Source organism: Confluentibacter sediminis (assembly GCF_003258355.1).
Lineage (GTDB): Bacteria > Bacteroidota > Bacteroidia > Flavobacteriales > Flavobacteriaceae > Confluentibacter > Confluentibacter sediminis.
Window position 1 is genome coordinate 165,341 of the sequence record NZ_QKPO01000013.1, and the last position, 15,316, is coordinate 180,656.

General features: G+C 39.8%; 10 protein-coding genes. 5 read left to right on the forward strand and 5 right to left on the reverse strand.

Features of this window, described 5'->3' with window-relative positions; translation table 11 throughout:
• The first annotated feature begins 26 nt into the window (after nt 1-26).
• Nucleotides 27-986 carry a helix-turn-helix transcriptional regulator gene (locus DKT72_RS12815; protein WP_111309159.1) on the forward strand — a complete coding sequence of 320 codons (960 nt, stop codon included), beginning with the start codon at nt 27-29 and terminating at the stop codon, nt 984-986.
• Between the two features lie 35 nt (nt 987-1,021).
• Here the strand turns inward: DKT72_RS12815 and DKT72_RS12820 are convergent, their stop codons facing one another.
• The 5 genes from DKT72_RS12820 to bshC all read right to left on the reverse strand — a co-directional run bounded on the left by DKT72_RS12820 (nt 1,022) and on the right by bshC (nt 8,118).
• Entirely contained in the window at nt 1,022-1,252 is a 231-nt protein-coding gene (locus DKT72_RS12820; RefSeq protein ID WP_370445575.1) for a DUF3820 family protein, read from the reverse strand.
• Complete coding sequence (locus tag DKT72_RS12825) at nt 1,253-3,196, reverse strand: PBP1 and LysM peptidoglycan-binding domain-containing protein (protein ID WP_111309141.1); 1,944 nt, start codon at nt 3,194-3,196, stop codon at nt 1,253-1,255.
• Between the two features lie 182 nt (nt 3,197-3,378).
• A complete protein-coding gene (gene guaA / locus DKT72_RS12830; protein WP_111309142.1) occupies nt 3,379-4,914 on the reverse strand; it encodes a glutamine-hydrolyzing GMP synthase in 1,536 nt (511 codons plus the stop codon).
• Between the two features lie 227 nt (nt 4,915-5,141).
• Nucleotides 5,142-6,515, reverse strand: coding sequence for a pyridoxal phosphate-dependent decarboxylase family protein (locus DKT72_RS12835; RefSeq protein ID WP_111309143.1), 1,374 nt, complete (start codon nt 6,513-6,515; stop codon nt 5,142-5,144).
• Nucleotides 6,516-6,519: 4 nt separating this feature from the next.
• On the reverse strand, nt 6,520-8,118 hold the full coding sequence (gene bshC / locus DKT72_RS12840) for a bacillithiol biosynthesis cysteine-adding enzyme BshC (RefSeq protein ID WP_111309144.1): 1,599 nt from the start codon (nt 8,116-8,118) through the stop codon (nt 6,520-6,522).
• A gap of 490 nt (nt 8,119-8,608) precedes the next feature.
• Here bshC and DKT72_RS12845 point away from each other — a divergent pair, with 490 nt between their 5' ends.
• The 4 genes from DKT72_RS12845 to DKT72_RS12860 all read left to right on the forward strand — a co-directional run bounded on the left by DKT72_RS12845 (nt 8,609) and on the right by DKT72_RS12860 (nt 14,998).
• Nucleotides 8,609-10,150: a hypothetical protein gene (locus DKT72_RS12845; RefSeq protein ID WP_111309145.1), complete on the forward strand. Its 1,542-nt coding sequence runs from the start codon at nt 8,609-8,611 to the stop codon at nt 10,148-10,150.
• 73 nt (nt 10,151-10,223) lie between these two features.
• A complete protein-coding gene (locus tag DKT72_RS12850; RefSeq protein ID WP_111309146.1) occupies nt 10,224-12,005 on the forward strand; it encodes a cytochrome-c peroxidase in 1,782 nt (593 codons plus the stop codon).
• Between the two features lie 544 nt (nt 12,006-12,549).
• Entirely contained in the window at nt 12,550-13,806 is a 1,257-nt protein-coding gene (locus DKT72_RS12855) for a carboxypeptidase-like regulatory domain-containing protein (protein ID WP_111309147.1), read from the forward strand.
• A 70-nt stretch (nt 13,807-13,876) separates the two neighbouring features.
• Entirely contained in the window at nt 13,877-14,998 is a 1,122-nt protein-coding gene (locus DKT72_RS12860; protein ID WP_111309148.1) for a hypothetical protein, read from the forward strand.
• Nucleotides 14,999-15,316: the final 318 nt, after the last annotated feature.

Here is a 15,316-nt window from a genome sequence, read left to right on the forward strand (position 1 = left end):
ATCTTTGGGAGATATGTTGTGCCATTATGAGTTTAGATACTGTAAAACGTTTTGATCGTATTGTGGCCATTCTTGTGCAATTACAATCTAAGCGTATTGTGAAAGCCCAAGAATTGGCAGACCGATTTGAAGTGAGCCTACGTACTATTTATAGAGATGTAAGAACTCTGGAAGCTTCTGGTGTTCCCATCATTAGTGAAGCTGGTGTGGGATATTCCATTATGGAAGGTTATAGATTGCCTCCCGTGATGTTTACACGGGAAGAGGCAGGAAGTTTTGTTGCCGCAGAGAAGTTTATGCAGAAGTTTTTAGACAAATCGTTGGGGAGCTATCACGAGTCTGCTATGTATAAAGTGAAGTCGGTGTTGCGGGGACGTGAAAAAGATTGGGTGTCTGCATTGGAATCCCAAATCATGGTGGACCCTACGCAAGAGCTGTTCAATAAAAACGTACCCCATGCTTTAGAGATTCTTTTTGAAAGCATTGCAGAAAAGAAACAGGTGTTTTTAAAATACCAGGCTTTAAATAACGACACGCCTTCCGAAAGGCACTTAGAACCCGTTGGTCTGTTTCATGAAAATGGCTTTTGGTACTTATTGGGCTATTGCCATATTAGACATGCCTACAGGCAATTTAGAACCGATAGAATGTTGCGGATTAGCAGAACCCAACTCCCCTTTACCCTGGAACACGGCACCATAGATGAGCATCGTCAAAAAAAAGAGCCTGTTACAAAAACAAAAGTGAAAATCTTAGTAGATAAAAGTATTGCTCGTTATATCCATAGCAGTAAAAACCACTATGGTTTTGTTTCCGAAACCACCAAAGGGGCTTATCTGGAAATGACTTTTATGACTTCCAATATAGAAGAGGGCTTTTCCAGATGGTATCTTATGTTTTGTGATTACGCCCAAATCATAGAGCCTGAACGTTTAAAACTAAGGGTTAAGGAGATCTTAAAGAAGGCGGAATCCAAACTCAGCTGATATTTAGAATGCCATTCATAAAACCCTTTTAAAAACTATTTAGGGTACTGCTTTTTAATAGTCCGAATCAACTCTTCCAAACCATTTAGTTTGATTTCATAGATTTGCTGAAGCATATCGCCCAATTTCCCTTTTGGAAAGCCTTTACTGTGGTACCAAACCACATAATATTCGGGCAAGTCGATTAAATAACGGTCTTTGTATTTGCCGAAGGGCATTTTGGTATGCGCCAATTCTATTAAAACATTTTTATCGGGTATCAACAGCTAGTCTTTAACCTCAACAATGTTCAAATCTTCGTACTTTAATAAATAGGCTGAATCATTATAATAGCCTCCAAAAAGTTTCTTTTTGTAAGCAAACTTATTTTCAACGTATTCTGTTAAAGCGGATTCATTTGCAGACAGATAAAGATCTTTGGATGTCACCAATCGCAATACCACGTCCATCGTTAAATCAAATCCTCTAACCGCTCTTTTGTTAGGCGAGATATTATACAGTTTTGTATAAGCTTTTACAAAGGCGTTATCATCGCTTTCGTTATACATTCTTGAATTAGAGGCAAATGTAAAATGAAGTGCCGATAGCTGATTATTGTTCACCTCATCCCCATCAAAAGATGGGTTTTTGTTAGTGGTCGTGAGGACTATTTTTATCCCTTCTTTGTTTTCCAGTGCATTACCACTTTGGATTAACGAATTCAACAAACTCGTGACATTCGATATAAAGCCGGCGTTCTTTGTTTCTAAAAACACTACGTTTTTTCCCTGCTTTAACTGTCCTCGTATATCTTCCAGCGTTATATAATAATTGTCTTTACCCTCTTTACTCTTTCTTGAAAACAATTGCTTCGCGGAAAAGAATTCTCTTTTAAGTTCATTGGACACCGCCATGTTTTCTGAATTGTTATCAGATATAATGATGATATTCGCGATATCAGTATCTGTTTTCACATAATTAATGAGCTTCGCTTTTAATATATCATCCGATGCCAAGGATTGAAATTCATTATCTTTTAATTGCAAATTCGTACCAATTGGAGACACTATAGGCACATTAAATCCTCTTAATTCTGAAGCTGCTTTTTCATAACAATTGGGGGTTAAGGGACCAATAACGGCATCTAAATGCTCAAAATCATGGGATTGAATGATTCTAGATACTTCGCTCACTTCATATTTGGTGTCATACACATCGACTTTAAGCGATATGCCCAGCTTTTTTAAGGAGTCTACCGCCATTAAAATCCCTGAGTGAAAATCTAATGAGGCTTCTAAATAACGATCGTTGTTGATACTGTTCATGGTGCCAGAGATGGAATCAAAGTCCACGCGATTCAATCGAAACGGCAACATAACGGCGATGTGTTTCGAATTATAATCTGAAATTTTCCTTGACAAATCTGAACTGGCAACCTCCGTACCGACGCTCATGCCAACCGATTTTGAAAAGGGGATCTTCAAAAACATGCCCACCTTTAAACCACTTTCTTTTAAGCCTGGGTTTAAAGCTTCCAATTGTTCTTGTTCTAATCCTAATTTTAGTTTTAAACGGTAAAAGCCTTCCTTAGGCAAGACTTCGTAATAACTGTATTTTTCATCAACTTCTTTTTCTTTTTCATTCTCTATGTTAGGCACATATATTTGTTGCCCTTCTTGAAGGGTCTCTCCCATATTGGGATTAAGCGCCTCCAATTCTCCAACAGAGATACCAAACTTATAGGCAATACGCCATTTCCCTTCTTTAGGCTGTACGATATAGGTTTTAGTACGTTCTTTAGAAGCCACCACTTGGGTTTCTTTAAATACGGGGATTTGAAGCTTATCTCCTTTTTGAAGGACATTGGCATATAAGAAATCATTATACTTTTTTATCTCGTCTTCGGTTACATGATATTCCTTGGCGATACTATACAACGTTTCTTTACGTGATGTTCTGTGGGTTTTAAATCCTTGCAGCTCTTTGGTCGTGGTTACCGTAGGTTTTACGGCTTTTGAAACGGGAATGATTAAAACCGTATTCGCTTTTAATCCTTTTTTTACTTCTGGATTTAAACTATAAATATCAAAAGGGGTCACATAATACCGTTTGGCAATGCTCTCTACGGTTTCTCCTTCTTTAACTCGGTGCGTGCTATAATTTTGTGCAAACGCTGCTGTATGGAGACTAAAAAATAAGATAAAACCTAATACCGAAAAAAATTTAATCATGTAATTATTTTTAATGCTTTAAGATGTTTCTAAAGTGTTTATCAATATATCCCTTTACATATAGTATGCCAAAAAATCCTATCTGGCATATATACGCTTTGTATTAGCAAAAAGACCATCTTACTAATTATAAAGTTAGTTTAAAAAACCAAAACCTCGCCGATTATTTATCCACAATGGATTTATTCCCACTCAATCGTAGCGGGCGGTTTGGAACTGATGTCGTAAACTACTCTATTCACGCCCTTTACTTTATTGATGATATCGTTGGAAGTTTTTTGAAGAAATTCATAAGGTAAATTTACCCAATCGGCGGTCATCCCATCGGTACTTTCTACAGCTCTAAGGGCTACGCATTTTTCATAGGTACGTTCATCTCCCATCACTCCTACACTATTTACTGGCAATAGCATCGCGCCGGCTTGCCACACTTTATCGTAGAGTCCCCAGGCTTTTAATCCATCAATAAAAATAGCATCTACTTCTTGTAGAATACGTACTTTTTCGGCGGTAATATCGCCTAAAATACGGATTCCCAAGCCAGGTCCGGGGAACGGATGACGTCCTAAAAGCTCCGAATCTATTCCTAATGTCGCGCCTACGCGTCTCACCTCATCTTTAAACAAGGCTCGTAAGGGTTCTACGATTTTAAGTTTCATAAAATCTGGTAAGCCTCCTACATTGTGGTGACTTTTTATGGTTGCCGAAGGGCCGCCTGTGGCGGACACACTCTCAATGACATCAGGATAAATAGTCCCTTGTGCCAACCATTTCACTTCTGTAAGTTTATGGGCTTCATCATCAAATACCTCAATAAAGGCATTACCGATGGCTTTACGTTTTTTCTCTGGATCTTCAATACCTGCCAGCGCCTCTAAAAACCGTTTGGAGGCATCGACACCTTTTACATTCAATCCCATGCCTTTGTATTGGTTCAAGACATTTTCAAATTCGTTTTTACGAAGCAAGCCGTTATTTACAAAAATACAGTATAGGTTTTTACCGATGGCTTTGTTTAGCAATACGGCAGCTACTGTAGAGTCTACTCCTCCCGATAATCCTAAAACTACTTTATCGTTACCTACTTTGTCTTGAAGGGCTTCTACGGTTTCTTCAACAAAGGATTGTGGCGTCCAATCTTGTTTGACACCTGCTATATGTACTAAAAAGTTTTCCAACAATTGTTTTCCATCTGTGCTATGATAGACTTCCGGATGGAATTGAATGGCATAGGTTTCTTCGCCTTCAATTCTATAGGCTGCATTCTCCACATCGTGGGTACTGGCTATCAATACCCCTTGGGTTGGTAAATGTTTGATGGTATCGCTATGGCTCATCCAAACTTGACTGCCTTTATGGATGTTATCAAAAAAGGGTTCGTCGTTTTTAATAAAGGACAGGTTAGCGCGACCGTATTCCCTGGTATTTGAAGGGGCCACTTCACCTCCTGAAAAATGTGCTAAATACTGTGCCCCATAGCAAACGGCCAGCATAGGCTTTTTACCTCTAATTTGAGATAAATCCGGATGTGGTGCATCGTCGCCTCTTACCGAAAACGGACTCCCAGAAAGTACCACCGCCTGGTATTCTGAAACGTTTTGTGGCATCTTGTTATAAGGGTGAATTTCGCAATAAATATTGAGTTCTCTAACTCGTCGGGCAATCAGTTGTGTGTATTGAGACCCGAAATCTAAAATAAGTACCTTGTTATGTTGCATGCGCAAAAATAACAATGATTTTATAATTTCAATTTACGATTTTGGATTTTTTTATATTAAGCTTTCGTTTAAGTTTTTCACCTTGGGCTAAAGAGGGATGCTTTGGCACGCCTGTGTTGTCTTTTATTCTTTCTATAGCGCTGCCATGCCCCTTAAAAAAGCCTTGAACAGCGCACAACAGGACTCCTTTTCGCTTCCCTCAAACCGGTTTAAATGGGTTCTGATTTTTAAACCATGGAATCTAATATCATGGCGATGTCATGTTCTGTGGTATCTGGATTTATAAAGCAAAAGCGCGAAACGGTTTCAAAGGTATTGCCTATTCGCCATTTGGTTGGAGTGACCAATGCAAATCCTTTTCTATGATTTTCATAGGTCCAATGCGTATAATCTTCTGGAGTCCACCCGATTCTTCTGTATAGCACGCAGGATAAACTGGGTTCTCTTACCAATTCTACATAGGGTCTGTCTTCAATGAGTTTCCCTGCTATTTGTGCCAATTCCAAGCCTCGTTCCACCGCTTCCTTATATCTATCGGTGCCATGCATGGCTAAGGAAAACCATAACGGTAAGCCTCTTACCCGTCGTGTTAATTGTATTTGATAATCGGTGGGATTAAACCCTTGTGCGCCTTCATCTTTAAAAATATCGAGATAGGACCCATCTTGGGAATGGGCTTTCTTGGCCAATTCTGGTTGTTTATAAATTACGGCTCCACAATCGTAGGGGGAAAACAGCCATTTATGGGGGTCGATGGTGATGCTATCGGCTTTTTCAATGCCATGGAATAAATGCCTCACGGAATCGGCTACCAAGGCTCCACCGCCATAGGCTGCATCGATATGAAACCAAAGCTGTTCTTTTTCGCAAATAGCCGCAATGCCTGACAGGTCATCAATGATACCGGCATTGGTGGTTCCGCCTGTGCCTACAACGGCAAACAAGCGTTTCCGTTGATTTTCGGGCAGGCTATCTATGGTTTGCTGAAGGGCTTGGGCTTCCAATTTGTCTTCTGTTTCCACCAATAACACATCTACATCTACCACTTTTGCCATGGCTTTTACGGATGAATGTGCTCCAATGGAGGTGATGATGATGCCTTTTTCACTTTTGTTTTGCTCATGTAAATCTCTCCAATGCTCTCTAGCTGTGACAATGGCCGATAAATTAGCGGCTGTGCCTCCACTGGTAAATACCCCAAAAGCACCTTCGGGCAATCCGGTTAAGGACACCATCCATGCCATGGCTTCATTTTCACAAAATATACCGCCGGCGCCTTCCATCCAATAGGCACCGTGAATGCTTGATGCCGAGGTTACCAAATCGAACATGATAGCGGCCCGTGTTGGTGAGGCCGGTACAAAAGCCAAATTACGGGGATGGTCTACCGGGACATTGGCATGCATTAAATGTTTCTTCCATAAATTAAAGGCGACTTCTCCTCCTATCCCTTTTTCTGTAATGGTGTCGCCTACCAGGGCTTTTAATTCTTCAAACTTTCTGGGTTTACCAATTTTACGATTGGTTGCTGAAATTCTATCAATGGCATATTTCATGACATCCATAGTCATTTCAACTAATTCTATATCTATTTTGTGCATGGATTTATAAGGTTATAATAACAAATTCACTTTTTAGGGGGTGTAGGTTTTTGATGAGATGAGGAATCAGGGCCTCACCGTATTCTAAATAAAATTCAGAGACATTGGTGTTTCGTTCTTGGAGCCCTTGATTTGGGAATAAGTCGTTTTGAAGGTCGGTCATTCGGGATACTTGTTCTGCCAACTTGTTTTTCTGGGCTTTGAGCAAGCGTTTTTCAAGATGACCGAGTCCTTTTAACTGTTTTACTTCCTGGGCTTTTACAGCTCCTAGAAAGGATTTATCGGTTTGCTCTGCTAATTTATATAAGGCTTCAAACTGTTCTTGTAAATGCTTTTTTTGAGGCGTAAAGTCAATGTCTATATTTGAAATTTCCCGTACTTTTTTATTGATGAGGGCATCGCGTTTTAAGAAAAGATCTTGATTTGTAATGCCCATGGCTTCTAATTTATCGGATTGCTTTTCGGTTTTAATCAACACTGAATTTCTTAAAAGCAAGATGGGGAATGGTACCTGTACGGTATTAAAAAAGTCTTTTAATTGCAGCCAATAGGCCAACTCGCCGCCACCGCCAATGTAACAGAGATTTGGCAATATGACTTCCTGGTATAAGGGCCGCATGATGACGTTGGGCGAAAACCGTTCGGGGTGTTTATTGACTTCTTCCAAGATGGCGGTTTTTGTCCATGTTATATTGGTGTCCACCACACTGTAGATGCCATTTTCACACACGATGCGTTCGCGTAAGTTTTCTTTTAAATAGAATATATTTATCTCCCGAGGGTTTACTTGTATGCCGTAATTTTTTGAAAGCTGCTCATTGGTTTTAGAAACGGCTTTAAAGGAGGTTTCGTTTAAAAGCTCATTTTCTATAAAGGGGATAAACATTGTTTTTAATTCGGCATCGGCTGCATCTATAATAACCAAGCCATAGTCCTTAAACAATTCATTTGCCAAATAGCGCGTCGCATCGGCTAAGTTGTCATGCTCTAAATAGGCTTTTTTGAACAGTGTTTTTAAAAACTCTGCTTGCTTGGTCTGTCCTAATTCCAAAGAAAACAACTTAAAAACCGCTTCTAAGCCTTCGGTTGACAACTCTCCAACGGCCCCTTGTGAATCTTTTTCCCAATGTATTTTTTTGCCTTTAAAATTGAAATAATTGATTTCTTCAAAATCATGGTCTTCTGTAGCCATCCAATACACAGGCACAAAATCATGGTCGGGATAGGCCGCTTTTAATTCTTTGGCCAGATTGATGGTGGATACTATTTTGTACAAAAAGTATAGTGGCCCTGTGAATAAGTTTAATTGATGCCCCGTGGTGACCGTAAATGTTTTTTCAGATTTTAAGCTTTCTATATGTGCTGTCGTTAGTTCTGAAGCGTCTATATGGGCATATTGTTTTTTTAAAACGGATGCCAACACCCTGCGTTGGGTGGTTGAAACAAAGGTGGACTGTGCTTTTTCTTCCAGTTGTTCCTTAAAATTATCTAAGTGGGGGAATCTATTGTAGAACTGATGTAAGTCTGGTTTTTCATCTAAGTAATCACAAATCAGGGATGAAAAATAGGCGGTGCTCCTAAAATTAACAAAATCAGTTGGCATAGAATATGTAAAATTTAATGTATAAACCCGTTGTGCATTCCGAAAACAACTTGTCAATTCGGGTGTTTTTTACAATGTTTAAGGCGTAAAACAGCTATCGAGACGTCTATTTTAGTCATTAAAACAGGCATCTCGGTACGATTTTCTATTGAAAATCACTCGAATGGACAGGCTTTGATGTTTGATATCTCAAATCCACAATGCGTGTGTAAATATAAGGGTATTGCATTTTTAAATTCTAAAAAAATCGTTAAGAGTTTCACTTTTCCTCCGTTTTATGTCGTGGTATGTGCGCTTAAAATAACGGGAAACTCTTTTAAAATTTAGTTCATCTGACTTTAAAAATGCCCGTGTTGCTTTACTATTTCTTTACATGTTTAACATACAACTAACTCTAATTTAATCAAACGACCTTATTAAGTTAACGACGCGTCGGCGGTGCCAGAATATCTTTGGAAGCATATAAAACAACCGAAAAACAACTTATTTTATGAACAAATTACTCAAATTATTTTTAGTACTTTTTGTATTGACCTCGGCTGGTACGGCGCTTATTAGCTGTGAAGGCGACGATGGCGTTAACGGCGTTAACGGAAAGGATGGAAAAGATGGAAAGGATGGTGAAGATGGCGACGATTTTGTGCCTGTTGCCACTATGTTTTCCAATAAGTCTGCTACGAAACCTTTAGTAGCGATGTCTCCCCAATTTAATTTTGTGGAAGTTTACTCTTTAATATCGACTCCTGATGTGATTGATGGTACCTTTCAAATTGCGGGTTCTGCCGATGGTGCTGGGTTTTTAAAAGACGGCACGGGGTATATGTATGTGGTAAATTGTGAAGATAGTTATGCTGTTGCAAGAATCCATTTAGATGAAAACCTGATGCCTACTTCTGGAGATTATTTATTAAATTCCGGGGTGGCGGATTTTGCTAGACAGTGTTCTGGTACCATGTGGGAAAAGGCCATTCATGGTGGTGATAAAGACATCTTTTTATCGGCTTCTGAAAGTATTGCTTACGATGTGAAGGGAATTGATCCTTGGGTAACGACCCCAACGCCTACGGCGGATTTTGGTTTGGATGCTTTAGGAGAGTTTGCTTGGGAAAATGCGGTGCCGCTTCCTAAAGACACCTATCCTGGGAAAACGGTTATTATTGGTGGCGACGATGACTCGAGTGGTTCTAAAGGGCAGGTAGCCATGTATTATTCTACGGCTGGGGATGCGGATTTTACTGGCGGAAAGATTTATGTGTTAAGATTCAAACAAATCTCTGATGGTGCGGGTGGCGTGCAGGCTGTGGCTCCTAATACTATTTATGATGAGGGCAGTTTAGACTTCGGAAACACATATGATGTTGAATTTGTGGAGATTGAAGATGGTGCTGCTTTAACGCAATCGGAAATGGAAACGGCTTGTATGGATGTGTTCGCGTCTCAATTTATTAGAGTGGAGGATGTGGATTACCAAAAAGGAAGTGCTGCCAACGCTAAAAATGTATTTTTTGCCGTGACTGGTTTAGGCCCTAACACTGGCTCTAGTAATGATTGGGGAACGGTTTACAAATTGGTATTGGATCCGACGAACCCCTTGGTTGGAAAGTTAAAACAAATTGTAAGTGGCAACACGACTACCAACAATATGGATGGGAACTTAGCTGCTTTACAAAGCCCGGACAACTTATGTGTTACCGAAAACTTTGTTTATATCCAGGAAGACCCGAACTCTTTTAGTAAAGGACATCCGGCTCAAATTTACCAAACGGACATCAATGGTAATAACCCCACCAAGGTTTTAGAATTGGTGGTTAGACAAGATTTATCGCCTACTAAGAGCACTGGTATTGAAGGCGAGTTTGGTTCTTTAATTGATGTTTCAGATAAAGTAGGGGTTCCTGATACCTTCATTTTAGCTTTACAGCCTCACTATTGGACCAGCCCGAACTTTAAAAATTTAGATGGGCATACCAACAGTTCCAGAGAAGACGATCAAGCTTCACAAATTGTGATTATAAAAGGGCTTCCCAGATAATACTTATTATTTATTACACTAAAAATGAATCTCCAGTACCTCTGGAGATTCATTTGTTTATTAAAACTAACTTATGAAACTATCGGCTACTATTTTAGGCTTTTTATTATTACTTTCTACATCTTGTAAAAAAAAGGAGGTTGTTTTAATCCCTGCTCCTGATTGGAGTTTTGCACAGAATTTTTATTTAGAACACCTCACCCGCTCTATTGCTTATCTGGATAGTTTGAAAGCGGAAGGGTTTGATGGGGCGCAATCTAAATTATTTTTCATCAAAGCCCGGGAGGCTTTTAAAATGGCCGAGCCTTATGCGTCTTATTTAAACCCTGAGGTGGGTCATCGTGCCAATGGGCCTGCCCTGCCTGTGTATAAAGACGATAGTGGGACCATACTTAAGCCTGTGGGGTTTCAAAAAATTGAAGAAAGTATTTATGAGGGGGAAACCAGCCAAGCGGATTTTGACAACGAGATGTTTGTTACCAAAGGCATGCTTACGGTTCTTAAGAAGGGTCTTTTAAAAAGAGACTTGAATGCACAACGTTTTTTTATAGCTACGCATCAACAGTTATTCAGAATTGTTAGTTTAGGGATTTCCGGTTTCGATACGCCTGTTAGCCATTTAGGTCTCCAAGAAAGTAAATTGTCTTTAGAGAGTTTACAAACCGTGTACGTGCATACGCTTCAGCCTCTTATCCTGAATACAGATAAATCTTTGGATACGGATTTTCAAAACAGCCTTTCTAATGCCATTTTATTTATTGAGCGGCATCCTGATTTTGAGACCTTCGACAGGTTCACCTTCACCAGGGATTATATGAACCCTATTACCCGGCAGTGGGTGGCCATTAGGAAAGTGAGCAACCTGTGGGAGCCTAGCACAACGGAACCTTTTAATTATGATGCGCCGACTTTTTTTGAAAAGAACACTTTTAATGTGGGCTTTTTTACGCCTGCAACCAATAAAAACCCTACTGAAAAACAGATAGCTCTGGGCGAGAAATTGTTTTTTGATGCTAACCTGTCGGCGAATGGCTCCATGGCCTGCGCTACTTGTCATATTCCCAGTAAGGGGTATGCGGATGGTATGGCTTTAAACAGCGATAATAAAGGCCACTTGTTACAACGCAACACGCCCACGCTGATAAACACGGTGTTTCAGCAAAGCTTTTTTTTAGATGGTCGTTCTAATTCTTTATTGGATCAAATCTCCATGGTTTTTACCAACGACAACGAGTTTAACACGAATGTTCATGAGTTTTCGGATGCTATTTTAAAAGATTCTACTTATATCCAACTATTTAAAGAGGCTTATGGCGGGGTGTCTAAAACCAATAAGGATGTTATTAAGGCCATCTCTTCTTATATTTCCACTTTACATGATTTTGACTCGAAATTCGATAAAAACATGCGGGGCGAGGTCCATACCTTTACGGAGGACGAAACCCTGGGGTATACTATTTTTATGGGGAAAGGCTTATGTGCTACCTGTCATTTTATCCCTCTTACCAATGGTACGGTGCCACCTTTTTTTAATGAGACTGAGAAAGAGGTGATTGGGGTTCCTGACAGCAACAGGAACCTGGCTTTGGATGATGATTTGGGTTTTTATTGGAAATATGAGGAGGCTTTACATAAGGGCATGTTTAAAACACCTACGCTTAGACAGGTGTCGATGACGGCTCCTTATATGCATAACGGCATTTATAACAGCTTGGAGGAGGTGGTGGATTTTTACAACAAAGGAGGCGGTGGCGGACTGGGTTTCGATTTGGAACACCAAACCTTGCCTTTTGATGAATTAAAGCTTAGTGCCGGGGAGCAAAAAGCCCTTGTTGCTTTTTTAAAAACCTTATAATTATGGTTTAAATCTGAGCTGGATTAATCAAAAACGGATGACATATTCATTTTCAAAGTATTAATTGAACTGTCAGGTTGAGCGCCGTCGGAACCTTTATTCATTAGGATGGTTTGACTGCGTTCAAGTTGCTTTTCATAAAGCTATATTTTTATGTCAACCCATGCTCCAGATCTACGTCATTAAGTTAAGGTAGCACAGATTCTGTTTTGTTATTCCGACGTATGAGGAATCACTCTTTTTGCTGATGTTATGTGATGTCTCCTTTGTTGACATGACACAAACAAAGCGTCAGGTCATGACCTTGCGTACAAGGTGACATGAGCACACAGCATATGATGCATCGTTAAACTTATAAATCTAACTTATACTAAAAAAACCAGAATCGTGCTTATTTATTCTAAAAAAAGGCGACTATTATAAACCATTTTAGATGCTATATTCATTTAAACGAGCGTGCCTCTGTATTAAAAACATCTAATTATTAGGTAGTTACATTAATATTTCATACTTTTAGTAGTCTACTAAACTAAAACTTTAAGTTATGAAACGAGGTGTATTTTTTAAATTGACCTGGTTGCTTTTTATGAGCTGTTCGCTTGTGGTTAGCGCACAAGACACCGCTTCTTTTAAAGAAATTAAAGGCAGCATTATTGACCAAGACAGCAAGAAACCTTTGGTGTTTGCTGATATCGTGATTACGAATTCCAATATGAGTGTGGTTACCAATACGGACGGGGAGTTTATTCTAAAAATCCCCAAGGAGCTTTTGGAAGGTACGTTGACGTTTTCCCATTTAGGCTATCATACCAAGGTGGTCAACATTTCGGAGTATTCCAATAATGACCGTATTTATTTAGAGCCCACGATTATTCAATTGGATGAAGTGAAAATTGCTTCTAAACCTAAAGATGCCAAAGCTCTGGTGTTGGAAACTTTAAGCAAAAAAAGCAGTTTATACAGCAACGATAATACTTTAATGACGGCCTTTTACAGGGAAACCATTAAGAAGCGACGCCGTAACGCATCGTTGTCTGAAGCGGTGGTTAAAATCCACAAGCAGCCTTATAAAAATTACAGGTTTGATGATATTGAGCTTATCAAATCGAGAAAGAAAACTGATTATTCCAGATTGGATACGTTGGCCTTAAAACTACAGGGTGGGCCGTTTAGCAATTTGTATATTGATTTGATAAAATACCCGGATTTTATTTTTGACAAAGAGAATATTGAATACTATACCTTTAGTTTTGATGCTTCTACCCAAATAGACAACAATCCGGTGTATGTGGTGAACTTTAAACAGCTTCCTAATATGGAAACGCCGCTTTATTATGGAACGTTGTATATTGATGCCGAAACCCTGGCTCTTAAAAGTGCCTTATTTCATTTGAATGTTAAAAACAAAACTTTGGCTAGCGAGATGTATGTTCGTAAAAAACCGAGACATGCGGATGTGTATCCTACGGAAGCTTCTTATCGGGTGAACTATAGAACCCAAAACGGCAAATGGTATTATGCTTATAGTAATATTCTATTAACCTTTAAGGTCAATTGGGAAGGTAAACTTTTTAACAGCACTTATACCTTGAATAGTGAAATGGCCATTACGGACTGGAAAATTAATGATATGAAGTTAAGTAAAAACAACAAGCCTTTATTGTTGCCTTCTACCATCTTATCTGATCAGACTTCTGGTTTTGCTGACCCTGAATTTTGGGGTGCTTATAATATTATTGAACCGGAAAAGTCTATTGAAACTGCCATTGAAAAGATAAAAAAACAGTTGGAACGTACTTAAACCTATTAAATATTTTATTTACATCATCTTAACAGCCTATAGAACTCGTATATAACCCAAACCTTAACCTATGACCTACTTAACCTCCCCAACCTACAGACTCTATTTGCGTGTGTTTATATGTTTTTTATGTTTAAACTGTTCTGAAGAGACAATAACAAACGACGCTGTTTTGGTGCATCATCCGTTAGCGCATCCAGAAGATGGGCCTCCTGCTGGCAATCCAGACGGAAACGCCGCCATTCCTGTTGAAGGTGCCTTGGAAAGTGTCGCGAATCCTGATACGGTGGTTGGTAATGGTACGCCTGAAAGTTGCACTTGTGATGCGGTTGTGGAAGCGGTTGCTAAAGGTGGTAAAATCGTTTTTAATTGTGGCACGGCACCTGTAACCATTACTATGGATCGGCCTGCTAAGGTGTTTAATAATGCCAAGCCCGACGTGGTTATTGATGGTGGTGGCCTTGTTACTTTAAGCGGGAACGGCAGGACTCGGATTTTATACATGAACACCTGCGACCCCAATCAGGTATGGACTACCGATCATTGTCAAAATCAAGACAGCCCCAGGTTAACGGTACAGAACATCACCTTTGCTGATGGGAATTCTGTTACAGAAACGGCCTATGATGGCGGGGGTGCTATTTGGGTACGTGGGGGTCGGTTTAAGGCTGTTAATTCCAGATTTTTTAATAATGTGTGCGCTTCTACAGGGCCTGATGTGGGCGGTGGTGCCATTCGGGTGTTTAGTCAGTATAACAATTTACCGGTTTATATCACCAACTGCACCTTTGGCGGTGCCGAGGGGTATGGTAATGTCGGTTCTAATGGGGGTGGCATTAGCAGTATTGGGGTGTCCTGGACACTCACGAACAGTCTGTTTTCTTATAATAGGGCTATTGGGCATGGGGGCAATCCGTCGCAATCGGGTACGCCTGGCGGTGGTAGTGGTGGTGCCATTTATAATGATGGCAACCGGATGACTTTAAGTTTAAACGGCACGACACTAGCGCATAACGAGGTGAACGCTTATGGGGCGTCTATCTTTTTTGTGAGTAATAACCATACGGGTAATATTACTATTGATAGCTCTGTCATCAAAAATAATACAGGGGGTTCGTGGTACCCCGTGTACCCTAGTATTTCCATGCATGCGGATACGCCCATTGTCGTCACCAATTCTACTATCGAATAGCCAGGGGCTTATCTCTTCTCCGCCTGTTTTTTAAACTGAATGTGAGGCGTTATATCCTTTTGTAACGCTTGGTTGGGGCTATGGCTCTTAATGAGCTCTTCTCCTACTCTTTTTTCTATCTCCATAGGTTTTTTTTCTATGCCGTCTGGTGATTGGCGGTTATGTGATACATACCAGGTTCTTTTTTGCCTTGTTTCGCATGGGTTTGTTCCAGATATGTACATGATATGTCCATATCAACTGTATAACAAGTTGTCTTGTCCTAAAATAGCTATACACAAAACCACGAGTATGGAAACATCAAAACAAACAGAAAAT